Genomic DNA, 18786 nt, shown 5'->3' with positions numbered 1-18786 from the left:
TGGCGCGCTAGCCAATCAGAAAAACCGTAGGGAGCGGACGCCGTGGACTTCAATCTGTCCCAGTCCCAGACGTACTGGCTCGGGCGCGTCCGCGCCTTCATCGCCGACGCGGTCCTGCCCGCCGCCGGCGCGGTGGCGGCCGAGCGCGCCGCGAGCCGCGCGCCCTCGCCCACCCTGGAGCGGCTGAAGGAGAAGGCGCGGGCCGAAGGCCTGTGGAACCTGTTCCTGCCGCCCTCCCCCGAGCACGACACCGAGGAATACCGTGGTGCCGGCCTGACCAACCTCGATTACGCGCTGTGCGCCGAGGAGATGGGCCGGGTCGGGATCGCGTCGGAATGCTTCAACTGCGCGGCGCCCGATACCGGCAACATGGAGGTGCTGCACCGCTACGGCAGCCCGGCCCAGAAGGCGGCGTGGCTGCGGCCCCTGATGGCGGGCGAGATCCGCTCGGCCTTCCTGATGACCGAGCCGGATGTCGCCTCCTCGGACGCCACCAACATCAGGACTGCCATCCGCCGCGACGGCGACCATTACGTCATCGACGGGCGCAAGTGGTGGTCCACCGGGGTCGGCGATCCGCGTTGCCGGATCGCGATCCTGATGGGCAAGACCGACCCGGACGCGCCCCGCCACCGGCAGCAATCCCAGATCCTGGTGCCGATGGATACGCCGGGCCTGCGCGTCGAGCGGCTGCTGCCGGTCTTCGGCTACGAGGACGCGCCCAAGGGCCACGGCGAGGTGGTGCTGGAGAACGTGCGCGTCCCGGCCGAGAACCTGATTCTTGGGCCGGGGCGCGGCTTCGAGATCGCGCAGGGGCGCCTCGGGCCCGGCCGCATCCACCATTGCATGCGCACCATCGGGGCGGCGGAGGTGGCGCTCGAGGCCATGGCCCGCCGCCTCGTGTCGCGGGTCGCCTTCGGCAAGCGGATCAGCGAGCAATCGGTCTGGGAGCAGCGGGTCGCGGAGGCGCGGATCGACATCGAGATGACCCGGCTCCTCTGCCTGAAGGCCGCCGACATGATGGACAAGGTCGGCGCCAAGGGCGCCAAGCTCGAGATCGCCATGATCAAGGTCGCCGCCCCCCGGATCGCCCTCAAGGTGATCGACGACGCGATCCAGGCCCATGGCGGCGCCGGCGTGTCGGAGGATTTCGGGCTGGCCAAGATGTACGCCCATATCCGCACCCTGCGGCTGGCCGACGGGCCCGACGAGGTGCACAACCGCTCGATCGCCCGTCTGGAATTCGGGCGCTACACCAATGCCCGGGAGGGCGCATGAGCGGCCCCGACGCCTTCTCCGGCGTGAAGCCGGTCGAGCCGCGCCACCGGATCGACGAGGCGCGGCTCGCCGCCTGGCTCGCCGACCACGTGCGCGGCTTCTCCGGGCCGCTCACCGTGCAGCAGTTCCGCGGCGGCCAGTCGAACCCGACCTACCGGCTGGAGACGCCGGGCCAGGCCTACGTGCTCCGGCGCAAGCCGTTCGGCCGGCTCCTGCCCTCCGCGCACGCGGTGGAACGCGAGTTCCGGGTGATCGGCGCGCTCTACGGCGAGGGCTTTCCGGTACCGCGGCCCTTCGCGCTGTGCGAGGACGAAACGATCATCGGCGCGGCCTTCTACGTGATGGAGGCGGTGGACGGCACCGTGCACTGGGACGGCGCCCTGCCCGGCCTCGACCTCCATGCCCGCCACCGGCACTATGCCGGCATGATCGCGACGCTGGCCCGCCTGCACGCGGTCGATCCGGAGGCGGCCGGGCTTTCCGATTACGGCCGGCCCGGCAACTACTTCGCCCGCCAGGTCGACCGCTGGACGCGCCAGTACCGCGCCGCCGAGGACGGCCGCCTGGAGGATGTCGAGCGCCTGATCGCGTGGCTGCCGCGCACCGTGCCCGCACAGCAGGGCGCCGCCATCGTCCACGGCGATTACCGCCTCGACAACCTGATCTTTTCCGGGGACGGCGGCGTCAGCGCGGTGCTCGACTGGGAGCTGTCGACGCTCGGCGACCCGCTGGCCGATTTCAGCTACCTGCTGATGCAGTGGGAGCTGCCCGCCGACGGGCGCAGTTCGCTCGGCGGCCTCGACCTGCCGGCCTTGGGCATCCCGACCCGGGACGAGGCGGTGGCGCTCTACTGCCGTGCCGCCGGCCGGGCGGAGATGCCCGATCTCGACTGGTACTTCGCCTACAACCTGTTCCGGCTGGTGGGCATCCTCCAGGGCGTGGCCGCCCGCGCGAAGGCCGGCAACGCCGCGAGCGAGCACGCCGCCGCCATGGCGGCGCGGGTGCCGAATCTCGCCGCCGCGGCCTGGGCCTTCGCCGCGCGCGCGGGGGCCTGAGATGGATCTCGCCGGCCGCGTCGTCGCCGTCACCGGGGCCGCGCGCGGCATCGGCCGGGCGCTCGCCGTGGCCGCGCAGGCGAGGGGCGCCACGGTGGTCGCCCTCGACCGGGACGGCGCCGGCGCTGAGGCCGTGGCCGCCCGGCTCGGCGGCCGCGCCTACGCGCTCGACGTGGCGGACGCGGGGGCCGTCGCCGGGACCCTCGCGCGGATCGAGGCCGAGATCGGGCCGGTGGCGCTGTACTGCTCCAATGCCGGCATCCTGGAGCGCGACCCCGATCCGGATCTCGCGACCTCGGCGGATCTCGGCAGCTGGGCGCGGGCATGGTCGGTGAACGTGATGGGCCATGTCCACGCGGCGCGTGTCCTCGTCCCGCTCTGGCGCGCCCGGGGTGGGGGTGCCCTGCTGGGCACCGTCTCGGCGGCCGGATTGCTGAGCCAGATCGGCAGCGCCACCTATTCGGCCACCAAGCACGCGGCCCTCGCCTTCCTCGAGCACCTCGCCATCGCCCATGCCGACGACGGCATCCGGGTCGCCGCCCTGTGCCCGCAGGGGGTCGAGACCGCCATGCTGGGGAACGCGAGCGCCGCCGCCCGCGACGGCGTGCTGTCGCCCGAGGCCGTGGCGGAGGCAGCCCTCGACGGGCTGGCGGCCGGCCGGTTCCTGATTCTGCCGCACCCGCAGGTGGCGAACTATGCCCGCCGCCGGGCCGACGATCCCGAGCGCTGGCTCGCCGGCATGGCGCGCCTGCGCCGGTCGCAGCTGGCCGGGCCGGAGGCGTGACGATGGTCTCCGACCTGCCCGTTCCAACCCCGTCGTCCCGGTGCCGCGGAGCGGAGCCCGGGATCCAGACGCGCCGTCCCGCCTCATCCGGCCGCCGCGGCGCCTCCGGGTCCTGGGCTCGCCTGCGGCGCCCCGGGACGACGGGTTTGATACGGATGATCTAGCCATGTCCCTGTTCGATCTGACCGATAAGGTCGCGCTCATCACCGGCTCGTCCCGGGGCATCGGCCGGGCGATCGCCCTGCGGATGGCCGAGCACGGCGCCCGGGTGGTGGTCTCGTCGCGCAAGCGCGCGGCCTGCGAGGCGGTGGTGGCCGAGATCGAGGCCGCCCACGGGGCGGGCCGCGCGGTGGCGATCCCGGCGAGCATCTCCGTCAAGGCCGAGCTGCAAGACCTCGTGGCACAGACCGAGGCCCGCCTTGGGCCGGTAGACATTCTGGTCTGCAACGCCGCCAGCAACCCCTATTACGGGCCGCTGGCGGGGATCTCCGACGCGCAGTTCCGCAAGATCCTCGAGAACAACGTCCTGTCGAACCACTGGCTGATCCAGATGGTCGCCCCCGGCATGGTCGAGCGGCGGGACGGCGCGATCGTCATCGTGTCCTCCATCGGGGCGCTCAAGGGATCGCCGGTGATCGGCGCCTACAACGTCTCGAAGGCTGCCGATCTCCAGCTCGCCCGCAACTACGCGGTGGAGTACGGCCCGGCCAACGTGCGGGTGAACTGCCTCTGCCCGGGGCTGGTCCGCACCGATTTCGCCCGGGCTTTGTGGGAGGATCCCGAGATGCTGGAGGCGACGACGGCCACCGCCCCGCTGCGCCGGATCGGCGAGCCCGACGAGATCGCCGGCGCCGCCGTGTTCCTGGCCTCCCCGGCCGGGCGGTTCGTGACCGGCCAGGCGCTCGTGGTCGATGGCGGCGTGACGATCGCGCGATGAGCTCCGATCCGCGCATCCCCGCCGGCTGGCCGGCGCTGTCCTTCCGCGACGCGCAGGCCCGGCTCACCGCCCCGGGCGCGCCCTTCGAGATCGCCACGGTGCCGATCCGGGGCGTGCCGACCCGGATCTGGAAGGCCGCCCCGCCGACGCTCCGCGACCTGTACCTGATCGCTCGGGCGCACGGGGACAGGACCTTCGTGGTCTACCGCGACGAGCGCGTCACGTTCACGGGTTTTTCCCGCGCGGCGACCGCCTTCGCGCAGGCCCTGGTGGCGGCCGGGATCCGGAAGGGCGACCGGGTGGCCATCGCGCTGCGCAACCTGCCTGAATGGCCGGTCTGCTATTACGGCGCCCTGCTCGCCGGTGCGATCGCGACGCCCCTCAACGCGTGGTGGACCGGGCCCGAACTGACCTACGGGCTCCGGCATTCGGGCGCGCGGGTGCTGATCGCCGACGGCGAGCGCTTCGCCCGGATCGCCCCGCATCTGGCGGAATGTCCGGCGCTGGAGCGGATCTTCACCACCCGGATGGAGGCCGATCCCCGGGCGACGCCGCTCTCGGAGGTGACCGGCCCGGTCGCGGGCTGGGCCGCGCTGCCGGAGCGGCCCCTGCCCGACATCGCCCTCGATCCCGAGGACGACGCGACCCTGTTCTACACCTCGGGCACCACCGGCCGGCCCAAGGGCGCGGTCGGCACCCACCGGGCCGCCGCCACCACGGTGATGGCCTATCCCTACTCGGCGGCGCGCACCTGTCTGCGCCGGGGCGAGACGCCGCCGAGGCCCGATCCGTCCGCGCCGCAGCGGGCCTCCCTCCTGGTCATTCCGCTGTTCCACGTCACCGGCTGCCACGCGAGCCTCGGCTCGGCGCTCTACGGCGGCCACCGCCTCGTGATGATGCATCGCTGGGACGCGCGCGAGGCCCTCGACCTGATCGAGGCCGAGGGCTGCACCGGCGCCGGCGGCGTGCCGACCATCGCCTGGCAGCTCGCCTCCGCCGCCCGGGAGGCAGGCCGGACGCTACCGAGCCTGGAGACCGTGACGTATGGCGGCGCGCCCGCCGCGGGCGACCTCGTGCGCGCGCTGGGCGAGGCCTTCCCGAACGTCACCGCCGCAACCGGCTGGGGCATGACCGAGACCTCGGCGACCTTCACCCACCACCAGGGCGAGGATTACCTCGCCCATCCCGATTCCTGCGGGCCGCCCCTGCCGGTCTGCGAGGTGCGGATCGTCGATCTGCTCGGGCAGGACTTGGCCCCGGGCAGCGTCGGTGAGCTCTGCGTGAAGGGGCCGAACGTGGTCCGCGGCTACTGGGACGACCCGGAGGCCACCGCCGAGACCCTCTCCGAGGGATGGCTGCGCACCGGCGACCTCGCCCGCGCCGACGACGAGGGTTTTTTGACCATCGTCGACCGGATCAAGGACATGCTGATCCGCGGCGGCGAGAACATCTATTGCTGCGAGGTCGAGAACGCCCTCTACGCGCACCCGGACGTGATCGACGCCGTGGTGCTGCCGGTGCCCCATCCGACGCTCGGCGAGGAGCCGGGCGCGATCGTGGCGCTCGCCGAGGGGGCCCGGGCCGGGCCGGAGGAGATCCGCGCCTTCGCGGCCGGGCGGCTCGCGGCCTTCAAGGTGCCGGTGCGCGTCGTGGTCTGGGACGGGCTCCTGCCGCGCAACCCCGCCGGCAAGGTGTTGCGGACGTCGCTGCGGGCGGTCTTCGCCGATCCGCCGGATCAGAACGGCTCGGCTTCGTCGACGGGGCGGTAGACGCGCAGCGAGCGGCCGTCCGGGAATTCCACCGTCCGGCGGCGCACGACGAGGTAGCCGGCAGCCTCCGCGGCGCTCAGGCGCTCCAGGCGCTCGTCGGCGTAGCCCGGCCCGTAGCCGTAGGTCCTGTAGCGCGCGGTGCCGCCCGGGGGCGGCGGCGGCGGCTCGGCCGCCACCAGCCTGGGCTGGCGGACCGTCCGGACCGGGGCGGCGGCGACCCGCGCCCGGCGCGCGGTCGCGGCGACGCGCTTGGGCGACGGTGCGGCGCGGTGCACCGCCACGCGCGGCCGGACGCGGTGCGCGGCCAGTGCCTTCCGGGCGACCGGAGCGGGCTGGACGCCCTGCGACGCGGCGGCGGGCGTCGACGGCGCCGGAGTGGCGGCCTTCCGGGCCTCGGCCGGCGGCTTCTCCGGGACCGGCCTGTGGGCCGGCGGGTCGGTCCAGGTCGTGCCGGAGGCAGGCTCGGCACAGGCGCCTGTCACGCCCAGGGCGAGGGACAGGATGAGAGCGGCGAGGCTCGTTCGCGCACCGTACGGCATGGCGCCCTCCTGGGATCGCGGCGCTTCGGACAGGTCCGCGGGGCGGAGCGACAATAGAGCGAACCGTTGCCGAGGGGAATTGCGCCGCTCCATTTCGGCGGTGACCGATCAGCACATTTTCAGATCAGTGAATCGTGCCGGGGCTCGACTGATGACTCTATCCGCGAGGCCGGGGAGTCCCGGGCTCGCGATGCGCCGGCGAGGCCGAGTGCGCCCCCGCCTGCGACGGTGGAGGCCTGCCGCTCCCGCGGAACCCGCCGGCCCCGGGGCGGTTGCACCGCCATGTCCGCCCCCGCCGATGCGTCTCCCGGCTCACCCCCCGGCTTGCGGGTGTGCGTCGATCTCAATCTCTGCCAGGGCTACGCCCAGTGCTGCTACGCGGCGCCGCGGCACTTCCGCATCGAGGGGCACGAGGCCCTGTTCTACGATCCGGCCCCCGCCGCGAGGGACCGCGCCGACATCGAGCGGGCGCGCGTCGCCTGCCCGGTCCAGGCGATCCGGGTCGAGGATCCGGGGCGGGGCGCCTGAGATGATGCCGACATCCGAACGCGCGGTGGTGGTGGGCGCCGGGCTCGCGGCCCTGCGCGGGGCCGAGGCGATGCGCGAGGCCGGGTTCTCCGGCTCCCTCTCCATCGTGGGCGCCGAGCCCTACCGCCCCTACGACCGGCCGCCGCTCTCGAAGCACGTCCTCACCGGCGCGATCCGCGCGGACGCCACCACCCTGCCGAGCAGCCTGGGCGCGGACGTGGATTGGCACCTCGGCAGCCCGGCCTTGGGCCTCGACCGCGCGGCCCGCACGCTGCGCCTCGCCGATGGGCGCCGCCTCCCGTACGACCGCCTGCTGGTTGCCACCGGCACCCGCGCCCGCCCCTGGCCGAACCCGCACGAGGGGCGGCTCACGGGCGTGTTCACCCTGCGCGGGCGGGACGATGCCGCCGCGCTGCGGGCCGCCCTCGCCGCCGGCCCCCGGCGCGTGCTGGTGATCGGCGGCGGCTTCATCGGCTGCGAGGTCGCCAACCTGTGCCGGCAGCTCGGCCTGCCCGTGACCCTGGTCGAGCCCGGCCCGACGCCGCTGGCCCGCGTCCTTGGGACCACCGTCGGGTCGCTCATCGGGGCGATCCACGAGGGTCGGGGCGTCGACCTGCGCTGCGGCGGCGAGGTCGAGTGGCTGGAGGACGAAGGCGGCCGCCTCGTGCGCGGCCACCTGACCGACGGCACCCGGATCGACGCGGACGTGGCCGTCATCGCGCTGGGGGCCGTCCGCAACACCGAGTGGCTCGCCGGGTCCGGCCTGTCGGCGGATCCGGGCGGCGTCGATTGCGACGAGGCCGGCTATGTCCTCGACGCCGACGGGCGGCCCGACCCGCGCATCGCGGCGGCCGGTGACGTGGCGCGGTTCCCGCATCCGCTCTACGGCGGGCGGCGGGTCGCCCTGGAGCATTGGAGCCAGGCTGTGGCTCAGGGCGTCCATGCCGGCCGGCTGCTCGCCGGGGCGGTACCCGAAGCCCCCTATGGAGAGCTGCCGACCTTCTGGTCGACGCAGGGTGCCGTCGTGGTCAAGTCCGTGGGGCTGACCGAAGGCGCGGATGCGCTGGCCTTCACCCAGGGCGAGCCGGCCTCGGGCCGGTTCGTCGCGCTCTATGGCCGCGCGGGCCGCTGCATCGCGGCCGTGGCGGTGGATTCCGCCCGCTGGCTGCCGGCCCATGCCGCGCTGGTCGCCGCCGGCGCGCCGTTTCCCCCGCGCGGGGCGGCGGCCGACCGGCCGAAGGGGATCGAGATCCTCGCCCCGGGCTTCCCCTGACGCGCACAGCACGGATAAGCCATGCCCGACGCCACCCTCCTCGGCCAGGTGAAGGACTTCGCCAACCGGGCGAATCCCTATCCCGTCTACGCCAAGCTGCGGGAGACTCCCGTCTCACGCCAGGATGACGGGACCGAGGCCGGGACCTGGGTCGCGGCGACCCACGGCACCATTTCCAGCCTCCTGCACGACCCGCGGGTCAGCTCCGAGACGCTGCCCCCGGCCGACCGTCCGCGCACCGGCAACCCGTTCACCGACCTGATCGTCAAGCCGCTGAAGGATTGGATGATGGACCGGCACCGGGTGTTCATCTTCCGCGATCCGCCGGACCATGACGCCCTCCGGGCATCCGTGATGCACCAGTTCTCCCGCGAGCGGGTGCAGGCCATGCGCGCCCGCTCCGACCGATTGGTCGCCGACCTGCTGGACGAGAAATGCGCGGCGCGGGAGATCGACGCCGTCGACGACCTCGCCTACCCGCTGCCCGTGACGGTGATCTGCGAGCTGTTCGGCGTGCCCCGGGAGGACGAGCCCAAATTCCACGGCTGGGCGACGCAGCTCGCCACCGCGCTGGAGCCCGACAGCCTGTCCGATCCCGAGATCCGCGCCGCGAACAGCCGGACCTTCGACGCGATCGGCGGCTACATGGCCGACCTGATCAAGGAGAAGCGCCGTCACCCGCAGGACGACATGCTCTCGGGGCTCGCCAACGAGGCCACGCCGGAGGGCGTGAAGATGGGCGATTACGACCTGATCGCGACCTCGATCCTGATGCTGGTTGCGGGCCACGAGACCACGGTGAACCTGATCACCAACGGACTGCTCACCCTGCTGCGGCATCCCGACGAGCTGGAGCGCCTGCGGCAGGATCCGGGCCGCGCCCCGCGGCTGATCGAGGAACTCCTGCGCTACGAGCCGCCGGTGCAGTTCCGGACCCGCAGGACGCTCGCCGCCATCGACATCGCCGATGTCACGATTCCCGAGGGGGCCGACCTCGTCCTGCTGCTCGCCGCCGGCAACCGCGACGCCGCCGTGTTCCCGGATCCCGACCGCTTCGATCCGGACCGCGCCGGCACCCGCCACCTCGGGTTCGGCGGCAGCCTGCATTACTGCGTCGGCGCGCCGCTCGCCCGCTTCGAGGCCGAGGCGGCGCTGACGGCCCTGGCCCGCCGCCTCAAGGCGCCCCGCCTGATCGCCGACCCGCCGCCCTACCGGCCCGGTGCGGCCCTGCGCGGGCCGGAGCACCTGCGGGTGGCGATCGAGGGGATCGCCTGAGAGGGGAGCGGCGGCAGCTGCGCGGCCGATGACATCCGGATTCCGCGCCGCGCGCGGGTGCGATGGCCACATGCGCCCAGCCGACCCGGGTCCACAGGGCGACAGGGGCGACGCGCATCGGCCGGCCCCTCGGGCGCGCGGGACGACCGGAGCTTTGCCCGACCGGCCCGGGATTCGGTGACCGGCTCCGTCGTCGGACCGCCCGGTGTCGTCTACCAGTCCAGGGTTGATGCGCGTGCCCGGTCCCGGCCTCAGGCGGCTTTGACCTCGGCGAGGAACGCGGCCACCTCCTGGCCGAGGCTGGCGGAGGTGCGGGCCAGGTCCTGCGCGGCGCTCAGGACCTGGCCAGAGGCCGCTCCCGTCTCGCCGGCGGCCTGGCGCACGTGGGCGATGTCGGCGCTGACCGCCTGCGTCCCCTGGGCCGCCTGCGTGACGTTCCGGACGATCTCGCCGGTGGCCGCGCCCTGCTCCTCCATGGCGGCGGCCACGCTCAGCGCCACCGTGCGCATCGCGTCGATCGTGCCCCCGATCGTCCGGATGGAGTCGACGGCGTGCCGCGTCTCGCTCTGGATGGCGGCGATCTGCCCGGCGATCGTGTCGGTCGCCTTGGCGGTCTGGGCCGCCAGGGCCTTCACCTCCCCGGCCACCACGGCGAAGCCCTTGCCGGCCGCACCGGCCCGGGCGGCCTCGATGGTGGCGTTCAGCGCCAGCAGGTTGGTCTGCCCGGCGATGCCGGCGATCAGGCTCATCACCTCGCTGATCTGGTCCGTCCCCTGGGACAGGACCTGCATGAGTTCGTTCGTGCGGGCCGCGTCCACGCTGGCCCGGTCGGCCATCGCGGAGGACTGGGCGACGCGGGACGCGATCTCCTGGATCGAGGCGGACATCTCCTCGCTGGCGGCGGCCACGGTCTGGACGTTGGTCGAGGTCTGCTCGGAGGCCGCGGCCACGCGCACGGACTGCTCGGTGGTGCGCCCGGCGGTGCGGGTCATCTCCCGCGCGGTGGCTTCCATCTCCACGGCGGCCGAGGACAGGCCCTGGGTCAGCGCGCTCACCCGCGCGTCGAACCGGGATGTGAGCGCGTCCAAAACCTGGGCCCGGCGCATCTTCGCGGCATTCTCCGCGACGGACGCCGCGTCGGCCTCGCGCTTGGCGATGAGCGCCTCCTTGAAGACCTGCACGGCGCGCGCCATCGCGCCGACCTCGTCGCCGCGCCGCTGGTCCTCGACCGTGACCGTGAGATCCCCGCCCGCCAGCGCGCGCATCGCCTCGGTCAGGCGCGTGATCGGGCGCGACAGGCTGTTGCCGATGAGCAGGAGCAGGGCCAGCACCGGGACCGCGAGGCAGGCGGACCAGAGGGCGTTGGTGACCGCGCGGCCGCGCACGGCCACGTGCACGTCGTCGCGGTAGAGGCCCGTGGCGACGATCCAGCCCCACGGCTTGAACAGCTGGACGCTCGCGACCTTCTCGACCGGGACGGTCCCGCCCGGGCGCGGCTTCATGTAGTCGACCAAGCCGGAACCCTGACGCGTGGCGACCTCAACCATCTCGGCGAAGTAGCGCTTCCCCCCCGGGATGTCGGTCTGATCCAGCACCTGCTTGCCGACGTTCTTGGCGTTGAACGCGTTGGCGATCAGCCTGCCCTCGGAATCGAGGACGAAGAAATAATCCTCGTTGCCGAAGCGCAGGGCACTGATCGCGTCGAGGGCGGCCGTCCGGGCCTGATCGACGGGCATCCGCCCCGAGGATGCCAGCGCCTCGTAGTGGACGAGCAGGCTCTGCGCGACCTCGGTGAGGCGCCGCGTCATGAGCGCGCGATCTTCGAGCGCCGCATCCCGGGTGTCGACGAAGCTCAGGGCGCTGAGGGCGCCGATCGCCAGCACCACCAGGGCCATCACGGCCGCCAGCTTGTGGCGCAGCTTGACGCTCGAGAGGCCTCGCCACGGCGCGGCGTGGTCGGCGGCTGTGCGGCTTGTCTGCGAGCGTGTCATCCGAGCACCGAGAACGGGACGGCCGCGGGCCGTCGAGACGCTGAATGCGCGGGGCCGGACCGCAAGCGGATGCCGGGACCCTGACGCTGTTCCGGGTCAGAGTTCTGCTACGGGATTGGTAAACGCCAGCTCTCCGATGGGGGATGTCGGCAGTATTTGGTCGACCGCCGAGCATGCGACGCTCCGCTCCGGTCCTGCGCGCGGCCGGCTCTCGCGATTGCCGTACTGATCCGCGCGACGGTTCCGGATCGACATACCGGCGGGCAACGTGCTCCCCTCAGCCCTCCACCCGATAGTGGATCGGCTTGAAGCTGCCGTTGTTCGACTGCAGCGCCGAGCAGGCGGTCAGCCCGATGATCAGGTCCGTCTCGGCGACGAATGTGATCCGGTCGCCGGCCCGGCTGAGCGGCGGCGCGACGGTGAGCGCCCCGGTGACCCCGTCGATCGGCACGTTCATGAAGCAGTTGAATGCCACCGGGATCGCGTCCGGCGCGATGCCGTAGGGGGCCAGCGCGGCAGCGAGGTTGCCGAAGCAGCCGCGATGCGGGTCGGTGTCGCCGTAGATGATCCGGAACGTGTCGGCCGAGCAGGGCGTCAGCAGGAAGTCGTGGCGGCCCACCGTGTCCTCGACGATGCGCAGCAGCACGTTCGAGCGGTTGGAGTAGAGCGGGTCGCCGGTGGTCAGGTAGATCCGGCTGGCATAGTCGAGGGTCCGTCCGGACGAGATCACCTCGCCCGTGTCGTGCCGGTTGTAGGCGACGAGGTCGGCCACCTGCTCGCCCCGGGGGTCGATCACCGTCAGGCGCTGCCCCCGGTCGAGGGTGAAGGCCACGCCCGAGCGGGGCTCGATCCGCTGCACGTCCGCCGGGTCCATGATCGCTCCGCTCACACGCACGCTCCCGTTATCGATCATGCGCTGCGGGTCGGGATCATAGCGCCGCGCGGCAGGGCCAGCGGATGCCAGTCATCGGCGGCCGGCTCGGGTGAGGCCGCCGCGCGGCCCTGGAACGGGCAGCGCCAGTCGGCCTCGACCGCGCGCCCGCTGTACTGGCGCGCCTCCGAGGTCTCGCCGTGGCGCGCCAGCATCGGGTTGAGGCTGCCGGCCAGCGCCTCGTCGCGCTCCAGGATCGAAGCGCGCAGCTTCTCGTAGCGTCCCTCCGCGCGCAGCCGCTCGAACTGCGCGTGCAGATTGAACACCAGCACCGGCGAGGAGAAGCGCCGCGCCGGCCGGCTCGCGTTCGGATGCAGCCCGACCACGAAGAAAGCCTCCCCGCCGAAACTGAGCGAGAAGTGCGGATTGTCGGGATCCTCGGCGACGCGCCCGTCGTAGGGCTGGCCGAGCCACGCATCCTTGTCGGACAGGGATTGCGCGCGCGCCCAGAGGTTCTGCTCGAAGTCTTCCTCGGACAGGTCCTCAGGTCCTTCGAACACGACGGCGAAGCTCTGGAACAGGTCGGGCTCCTGGCGATAGCGGGCCACGAAGGCGAGCAGCGCCGGGTAGATGCGCATGTCGTCCCAGCCCGAGGCGATGTCCCGAGCCACCACGATCTTCATGCGGCCCCGGGACAGGGCCGACTTGGCGCCGACGCAGGGGAAGGGTGGATTCCGGATGAAGTCGCGGAAGGCCTGGGCACGGGGATGCTCTCGGTCGTCGCGGGGAAGCTGCATGCGGTCCTTGGCCCGTGTTCTGCGCAAGGCTGCCCGCGAAGGAGGCAGCCGCTGTTCGGGACTCGGGCAACACCGATGCCGTTCAGCCGTTCCGGCCTGCGACAGGTCGTCCGGGGAAACCGCCCGTTTTGGGGGGACGCCGAAAGAATCCCGGCGTTCCGGGAAAGATCTGCCGCAGTGTTCGGCGGAGCTGCCAACATAGATCAAGGCGCGGAAGACTCGATGTGCCGGGGCCAGCATTTGGCCGTGCCCGCCCCCTGACTTGGGGAGACGATCCCGCATGCGCGTACGGTCGTGGCGGATCAGCGCCTTCCCGCGGACCGCCCGCGCCGGCACGCCTCGGCGGCGGCCCCGAAGGCCTCGAACAGGGCGCGATTGATCGGGTTCGTCGCGGGATCGTGCTCGGCGTGCCACTGGACGCCCAGGGCGAATCCCGGGGCCTCGTGGATGCGGATCGCCTCGATCGTCTCGTCCTCGGCGACGCCCTCGATCACGACCCGCGCCCCGGGCTCCAGAATGCCCTGGCCGTGCAGGGAGTTCACCCGGATGGTCTCGCGCCCGAGAAGCCGGGCGAAGGCCCCCCCCGGGGTCAGGCGGACCGCGTGGCGCTCGGCGAAGATCACCTCCAGGTCCGGATGGATCTCCCCATTCTCCAGCCGTGGCATCCGGTGGTTGAGGCGTCCCGGCAACTCGCGGATCTCCGGGTGCAGGCTGCCGCCGAAGGCGACGTTCATCTCCTGGAAGCCGCGGCAGATGCCGAAAAGCGGCACGCCGCGGGCGACGCAGGTCTCGATCAGCGGCAGCGCCACGGCGTCCCGGGCCTCGTCGTAGGGTTCGTGCGCCGCGCAGGGCTCGACCTTGAAGCGCGTCGGGTGGACGTTGGCGCGGCCGCCCGTGAGCAGCACGCCGTCCACCGTGTCGAAGAGATCGCCGAGATCGGTGATCGCGGGGGAGCCCGCGAACATCAGCGGCAGGGCTCCGGCCACCTCGGCCACCGCGCGCAGGTTGTTCTGGCCGACGATCTGGGCCGGGAAGCGGTTGTCGAGCAGGCGTGCATTGCCGATGACGCCGATCACGGGTCTCGCCATCGTCCCGGCTGCTCCTTGCTGGTCCTGGCCTCGCCGCGGACACCCGCGACCGGGGCTGGCTCTACGATCCACGCAAGCCCGGCGCCAGTCCCAGGGTTCCATCCGGCCTTCGTCGCCCCTACAGGGGCCGCGGCCGGGCAGCGCCACGTCTCGATGCCTGGCGCGTCCCCTGGGCGCTTCGCCGCGCGCGCGATGACGGAGCGGACCGACCGGGCGATTCGAGCGGACACGGTATCAGATGAGGCCGACCGCCCGCGCCTCCTCGGTCAGCACCTCGGCGACGCGCTCGGGGGCCTCCTCGTGCGCAAGGTGGCCGAGCCCGCGGATCAGGGCCACGCGGGCATCGGGCAGGCGATCGCGCACCGCGAAGGCAGTGTCCGGCCGGATCGCCCGGTCGTCGCCGCCGACGATCAGCAGGGTGCGGGTCGTCAGCCCCGGCAGCGCCCGGTGCAGGCCGGCGAGATCCCAGTTCGCCATCATGCCCAGCGCCCCGCGCACGTGGCCGGCGCGGGCGAAGAGCCGCCGGTAGAGATCGACGCCCTCGGCGTCGAGGCGCGATCCGGTCCCCTCGATCAGCCGCTTGGCCGCCGCCCGGTCCGCCGTCCAGGCAAAGATCTTCGGGGTGAACGGATTGAGGAACAGCAGCCGCGCCATGCTGGGGAACAGGAGGTTGGCCGCCCCCGGCAGCGGTGCCAGCGCGCCGTTGAAGGCCGCCAGCAGCCGCGGCGCGATCGCGCCGTCGAGGCACATCCGCGCCAGGACCGCCGCGCCGGCCGAGTGGCCGGCCGCCACGGCCGGCGGCCGCCCGAGCGCCGCCACGAGGCCCGCCACGGCCCGGGCCATGCCCGGCAGCGACAGGTCGGGATCGCGCAGGGGATCGCTGAAGCCGTGGCCCGGAAGGTCCGGAGCGATCACGAAGAAGTCCCGGGCCAGCAGCGGCGCGAGGCCGCGCCAGGAATGGGTCGCCGCCCCCGTCCCGTGCAGCAGGAGCAGCGTCGGCGCCTCGGGCCGGCCGAATTCCTGGACGTGCCAGCGCAGGCCCGCCGCCTCGACGAAGCGGCTCGCCTCCCGGTGCGGCCAGTCCCGGCCGTCGACCGCCCAATCGGGCCGGTCCGCATCGAACGAGTTCAGCACGGGCCCGGATCCCGCAGCGCACCAAAATTCGCGGCGCCCTCCGAGGACGCGCTATCGTTCCGCATCGGAAGTATTTCGTAAGACATTGGAACGGCATGCGAAAACCGCATGCCACCGCTGACCGGAATCGGATTGCTGCAACGCAACGAGGCCGGCATTTCCGGATCGAACGCGGGCCGCGCACCTTTCTCACCTTCGGAACCGGTCATGATCCTCTTCACCTCCTCCACCGCGCACCTCACCGCCCCGGCCTCCGGCCCCTGGAGCCTGCGCGGCCTGTTCCGCGAGATGCTGAACGCCTGGCTCGCCCATCACCAGCGCCTCGCCGATCTCGGCGTCCGCGGCGACCTCTGATCCCGGCGCCTTCCCCGTCCACGCGGCCGCGGAAGCCACCCGTCACGACACTCAGAGCGCGGCCCGCACCGCCGCGCTGAGCAGCTCCGCATCGGCACGCGGCAGCGGCAGGTAGCGGGCGGCCATCGCCTCGGCGACCGCGCGGGCGCCCTCGCCCCGGGCCCCGGTATCGATCACCAGGGCCGGCAGGCCGGCCGCGCGCAGGGTCCGGGCCGCCTGCAGGGCCTCCGCGCCGGCCCGGGCGCGACCGCCTTCCCCCGAGCGCGCCACGTTGGCGCGGCCGTCGGTCAACAGGACGATCACGGGCCGGCTGCCGCTCCGGCGGACGCCGAGCGCCACCGTGAGCGCCGCGTCGATCCCTGCGGCGAGCGGCGTTCCGCCTCCGCCCGGCAGGCCCGACAGGCCGCGCTTGGCCCGGGTGAGCGAGCGGGTCGGCGGCAGCACCAGCTCCGCGCCGCCGCCGCGGAACGCCACCAGGGCGACCCGATCGCGCCGGACATAGGCCTCGGCGAGCAGCAGCTCGACCGCGCCCTTGGCCTCGGCCAGCCGCTCCAGGGCGGCCGAGCCCGACGCGTCCACGCAGAATACCGTCGTGGTCTCGGTCCGCTGCCGCAGGATCCGGATCCGGAGGTCGTCCCGCCGCACCACGATCCGGCGCGCCTCCTCCGGCCCGCGCCGCAGGGCCTGCCAGGGCGCCGCCGCCCTCAAGGTGGCCAGCAGGTCGAGGCGTCCCCGCCGCGGGTCGCCCCGCCGGCTTCCGACCGGCCGCCCGGTGCGGGACGCCGCCGGCTGGCCGACCCGGCCCGCCTTCGCTGCCGAGAGGCGGGCTCCTCCGGCCAGCAGCTGGTCGAGGAGTTTCGGGGGGATCGCCGCGCGCACGGCCTCCAGCACCACGTCGTCGCTCGGGCCGCCCTCGGCGGGATCCGCCGCATCCTCCGCGGGCCGGTCGTCCGCCGGCGGTGCGTCCGCCTCCTCCGGACCATCCTCCTGCGGGGCGGGCAGGCGCGTGGCCCGCGGGGCCAGGACGAGGCGGCCGGCGGCCGCGATCTCGACGTCGCCGACCGGCCGATCCGCCGCGAGCGCCCGCGCCACCCGGGCCGCCAGGATCGGGCCGCGCAGCGAGGCGACGCCCAGCGCCTCCGCCACCGCGCAGAGGGTGCCGACAGGATCGGGCGCCGCAGGGCCCGAACCGGCCTCCGCCCCCGCCCCGTCGCGGGCCGCCTCCGCGGATCCGAGGCCGCTCAGGTCGATCCGGAAGGCGAGATGGTCGGCCAGGGCCTCGGCGACGGTCTCGTCGCCCTCGCCCTCGTCGAGCAGGACGAGGCCGAATCGGGCCCCGCGTTCCGAGGCGGTGCCGGTGTCGAGGGCGGCGGCGAGTCGCGCCGCGATGCCGGGCGGCAGCCGCTCGGCCATGGGCACGACGATCAGCCCGCCATCGGCCTCCGCCAGCAGTCCCGCCCGCGCCACCGGGGTGCCGGCCGAGAGCGTCGCGGCGAGGTCGAGACCGCCGAGCAGGCTCTCGTCGCCGATGCCCGGCGGCAGGCGCCGCCAGGGTGCCCCGGGGGGCAGCGCCGCCCGCAGCAGGTCAAGCCAGCGCTCGCGCACCGGCCCGGGGGCCGCCCGCACCACCGTGCCGCCGAAGCCGTGCGGGTCGGTCGCGAGCAGCCGAGCGGCGAGAACGGCGTCGGGCCAGATCCCGGGCGCTTCGGCCTTTCCTCCCCCCTCACCCGCCGGCCTGCGCGGATCGACACGTCCGGCTCGAAGGCCATCATCTGAGACGCCACGCTCTTTCCCTCCCGCTTGCGGGGAGGGCCCGGGGGTGGGGGTGGCGCAGACGGGACCGCCGAGCCTCATCCGGCACCACCCCCGCCGTCGCCCCGGAAGGGGGAGGAGCGCGCGCGACGTCCTGCAAGAGGGGATGTCCGAACGTCATGGGCCGCGGAGCGGGGCGGGAGTGGGCCGCGGGTCACGAAAACACTTCCGCCACGGCCCGCTCCACCCGGGCGGTCGAGCCGGATTCGTCGAGGGGGTTGCGGCGCAGGCGGTGGCGCAGGGCCGCCGGGGCGACCCGGCGGATGTGGTCGTCCGTCACCGCCTCGGCGCCGTCGAGGGCCGCGAGCGCCCGGGCGGTGCGCATCAGGGTCAGCTCGCCGCGCAAGCCGTCGGTGCCGAGCGCGAGGCAGAGCTGCGCCGCGCGCTCCAGGGCGGAATCCGGCACCGCCAGGCTCGGCAGGCGCTCCCGCGCCAGCAGGATCCTTTTGCGGATCGCCGTCTCGTCCCGCGCGCGTGCGGCGCAGAACCCCTCCGGGTCGCGCTCGTAGGCGTCCCGGGCGCGCACCACCGCGATGCGGGTGGCGATGTCCTTCGGGGTCGCCACCTCGCAGGCGAGCCCGAACCGGTCGAGGAGCTGCGGGCGCAACTCCCCTTCCTCCGGGTTGCCGGAGCCGACCAGAACGAATTTCGCCGGATGGCGGAGCGACAGCCCCTCGCGCTCGACGGTGTTGACCCCGGAGGCCGCCACGTCGAGCAGGAGATCCACGAGGTGGTCCTCCAACAGGTTGACCTCGTCGATATACAGGAAGCCGCGGTTGGCCCGGGCGAGAAGCCCCGGCTCGAACGCCTTCACGCCGGCGCCCAGCGCCCGCTCCAGGTCGAGGGTGCCGACCACCCGGTCCTCGGTGGCGCCCAGCGGCAGATCCACCACGGGCACCGGTTTCCTGTGGCTCTTTCGCGGGCCCGGCGCGCTCGCGCAGTGCGGGCAGGATTCGGCGGGGCTGTCGGGATCGCAGTTGTACGGGCAGCCCGCCACCGCCCGCATCGGCGGCAGCAGGGCGGCCAGCGCCCGGATCGCGGTGGATTTGCCCGTGCCCCGGTCGCCGAACACCAGCACGCCGCCGATGGACGGATCCACCGCGGCGATCAGCAGCGCCTGGCGCATCTCGTCTTGGGCGACGATGGCCGAGAAGGGGAAAGTTGGCACGTGGCTCTGGCTCTGGCACCTCTCCTCCCCCTCGCGGGGAGGAGCCGGAGGTGGGGGTGGTGCAGGATGGATCGGAGCGGTGCCGTCTGCACCACCCCAACCTCCTACCCCTCCCCGCGAGGGGGAGGGAAGA

At 73.6% G+C, this 18786-nt stretch carries 17 protein-coding genes; 9 read left to right on the top strand and 8 right to left on the bottom strand.

Features of this window, described 5'->3' with window-relative positions; translation table 11 throughout:
- Positions 1 to 42 precede the first annotated feature (42 nt).
- The 5 genes from Q8W67_RS10145 to Q8W67_RS10125 all read left to right on the top strand — a co-directional run bounded on the left by Q8W67_RS10145 (position 43) and on the right by Q8W67_RS10125 (position 5823).
- Positions 43 to 1278: an acyl-CoA dehydrogenase family protein gene (locus Q8W67_RS10145; protein WP_305544636.1), complete on the top strand. Its 1236-nt coding sequence runs from the start codon at positions 43 to 45 to the stop codon at positions 1276 to 1278.
- Positions 1275 to 2333: a phosphotransferase family protein gene (locus Q8W67_RS10140; protein ID WP_305544633.1), complete on the top strand. Its 1059-nt coding sequence runs from the start codon at positions 1275 to 1277 to the stop codon at positions 2331 to 2333. The genes Q8W67_RS10145 and Q8W67_RS10140 overlap by 4 nt, the downstream gene beginning before the upstream one ends.
- 1 nt (position 2334) lies before the next feature.
- A complete protein-coding gene (locus tag Q8W67_RS10135) occupies positions 2335 to 3117 on the top strand; it encodes an SDR family oxidoreductase (RefSeq protein WP_305544630.1) in 783 nt (260 codons plus the stop codon).
- A gap of 166 nt (positions 3118 to 3283) precedes the next feature.
- Positions 3284 to 4054: an SDR family NAD(P)-dependent oxidoreductase gene (locus Q8W67_RS10130; RefSeq protein ID WP_305544627.1), complete on the top strand. Its 771-nt coding sequence runs from the start codon at positions 3284 to 3286 to the stop codon at positions 4052 to 4054.
- On the top strand, positions 4051 to 5823 hold the full coding sequence (locus Q8W67_RS10125; protein WP_305544624.1) for a class I adenylate-forming enzyme family protein: 1773 nt from the start codon (positions 4051 to 4053) through the stop codon (positions 5821 to 5823). The genes Q8W67_RS10130 and Q8W67_RS10125 overlap by 4 nt, the downstream gene beginning before the upstream one ends.
- Here the strand turns inward: Q8W67_RS10125 and Q8W67_RS10120 are convergent.
- Positions 5790 to 6362 (bottom strand): hypothetical protein, encoded by a 573-nt coding sequence (locus Q8W67_RS10120; RefSeq protein ID WP_305544621.1) that lies wholly within the window; start codon positions 6360 to 6362, stop codon positions 5790 to 5792. The genes Q8W67_RS10125 and Q8W67_RS10120 overlap by 34 nt on opposite strands.
- Before the next feature lie 282 nt (positions 6363 to 6644).
- On the opposite strand from Q8W67_RS10120, the gene Q8W67_RS10115 reads away from it, so the two are divergent.
- The 3 genes from Q8W67_RS10115 to Q8W67_RS10105 are packed head-to-tail and all read left to right on the top strand — an operon-like array spanning position 6645 to position 9438.
- On the top strand, positions 6645 to 6890 hold the full coding sequence (locus Q8W67_RS10115; RefSeq protein ID WP_305544618.1) for a ferredoxin: 246 nt from the start codon (positions 6645 to 6647) through the stop codon (positions 6888 to 6890).
- 1 nt (position 6891) lies between these two features.
- On the top strand, positions 6892 to 8163 hold the full coding sequence (locus Q8W67_RS10110; RefSeq protein ID WP_305544615.1) for an NAD(P)/FAD-dependent oxidoreductase: 1272 nt from the start codon (positions 6892 to 6894) through the stop codon (positions 8161 to 8163).
- A 21-nt stretch (positions 8164 to 8184) separates the two neighbouring features.
- Positions 8185 to 9438, top strand: a complete 1254-nt coding sequence (locus tag Q8W67_RS10105; RefSeq protein WP_305544612.1) for a cytochrome P450 — start codon at positions 8185 to 8187, stop codon at positions 9436 to 9438.
- 251 nt (positions 9439 to 9689) lie between these two features.
- On the opposite strand, the gene Q8W67_RS10100 is transcribed toward Q8W67_RS10105, so the two are convergent.
- The 5 genes from Q8W67_RS10100 to bchO form a co-directional block, all read right to left on the bottom strand.
- On the bottom strand, positions 9690 to 11429 hold the full coding sequence (locus Q8W67_RS10100) for a methyl-accepting chemotaxis protein (RefSeq protein ID WP_305544609.1): 1740 nt from the start codon (positions 11427 to 11429) through the stop codon (positions 9690 to 9692).
- 277 nt (positions 11430 to 11706) lie between these two features.
- Positions 11707 to 12303, bottom strand: a complete 597-nt coding sequence (locus tag Q8W67_RS10095) for an urea carboxylase-associated family protein (RefSeq protein ID WP_305544709.1) — start codon at positions 12301 to 12303, stop codon at positions 11707 to 11709.
- Between the two features lie 35 nt (positions 12304 to 12338).
- Complete coding sequence (gene gntA, locus Q8W67_RS10090) at positions 12339 to 13097, bottom strand: guanitoxin biosynthesis heme-dependent pre-guanitoxin N-hydroxylase GntA (protein WP_305544606.1); 759 nt, start codon at positions 13095 to 13097, stop codon at positions 12339 to 12341.
- A 302-nt stretch (positions 13098 to 13399) separates the two neighbouring features.
- Positions 13400 to 14185, bottom strand: coding sequence for a gamma-glutamyl-gamma-aminobutyrate hydrolase family protein (locus Q8W67_RS10085; protein ID WP_305544604.1), 786 nt, complete (start codon positions 14183 to 14185; stop codon positions 13400 to 13402).
- 234 nt (positions 14186 to 14419) lie between these two features.
- Entirely contained in the window at positions 14420 to 15319 is a 900-nt protein-coding gene (bchO, locus tag Q8W67_RS10080; RefSeq protein ID WP_305544601.1) for an alpha/beta fold hydrolase BchO, read from the bottom strand.
- Between the two features lie 207 nt (positions 15320 to 15526).
- Between bchO and Q8W67_RS10075 the strand changes: the two genes are divergently transcribed.
- On the top strand, positions 15527 to 15673 hold the full coding sequence (locus Q8W67_RS10075; RefSeq protein ID WP_305544599.1) for a hypothetical protein: 147 nt from the start codon (positions 15527 to 15529) through the stop codon (positions 15671 to 15673).
- A 51-nt stretch (positions 15674 to 15724) separates the two neighbouring features.
- Here Q8W67_RS10075 and Q8W67_RS10070 read toward each other — a convergent pair whose 3' ends face one another.
- Entirely contained in the window at positions 15725 to 17368 is a 1644-nt protein-coding gene (locus tag Q8W67_RS10070) for a magnesium chelatase subunit D (RefSeq protein WP_305544707.1), read from the bottom strand.
- 271 nt (positions 17369 to 17639) lie between these two features.
- Positions 17640 to 18653 carry a magnesium chelatase ATPase subunit I gene (gene bchI, locus Q8W67_RS10065; RefSeq protein WP_305544596.1) on the bottom strand — a complete coding sequence of 338 codons (1014 nt, stop codon included), beginning with the start codon at positions 18651 to 18653 and terminating at the stop codon, positions 17640 to 17642.
- Positions 18654 to 18786: the final 133 nt, after the last annotated feature.

This window comes from Methylobacterium sp. NEAU K, assembly GCF_030700285.1.
GTDB lineage: Bacteria > Pseudomonadota > Alphaproteobacteria > Rhizobiales > Beijerinckiaceae > Methylobacterium.
Note: the sequence above shows the minus strand (reverse complement) of the source record. Positions and strands in the feature narration are given on the sequence as shown.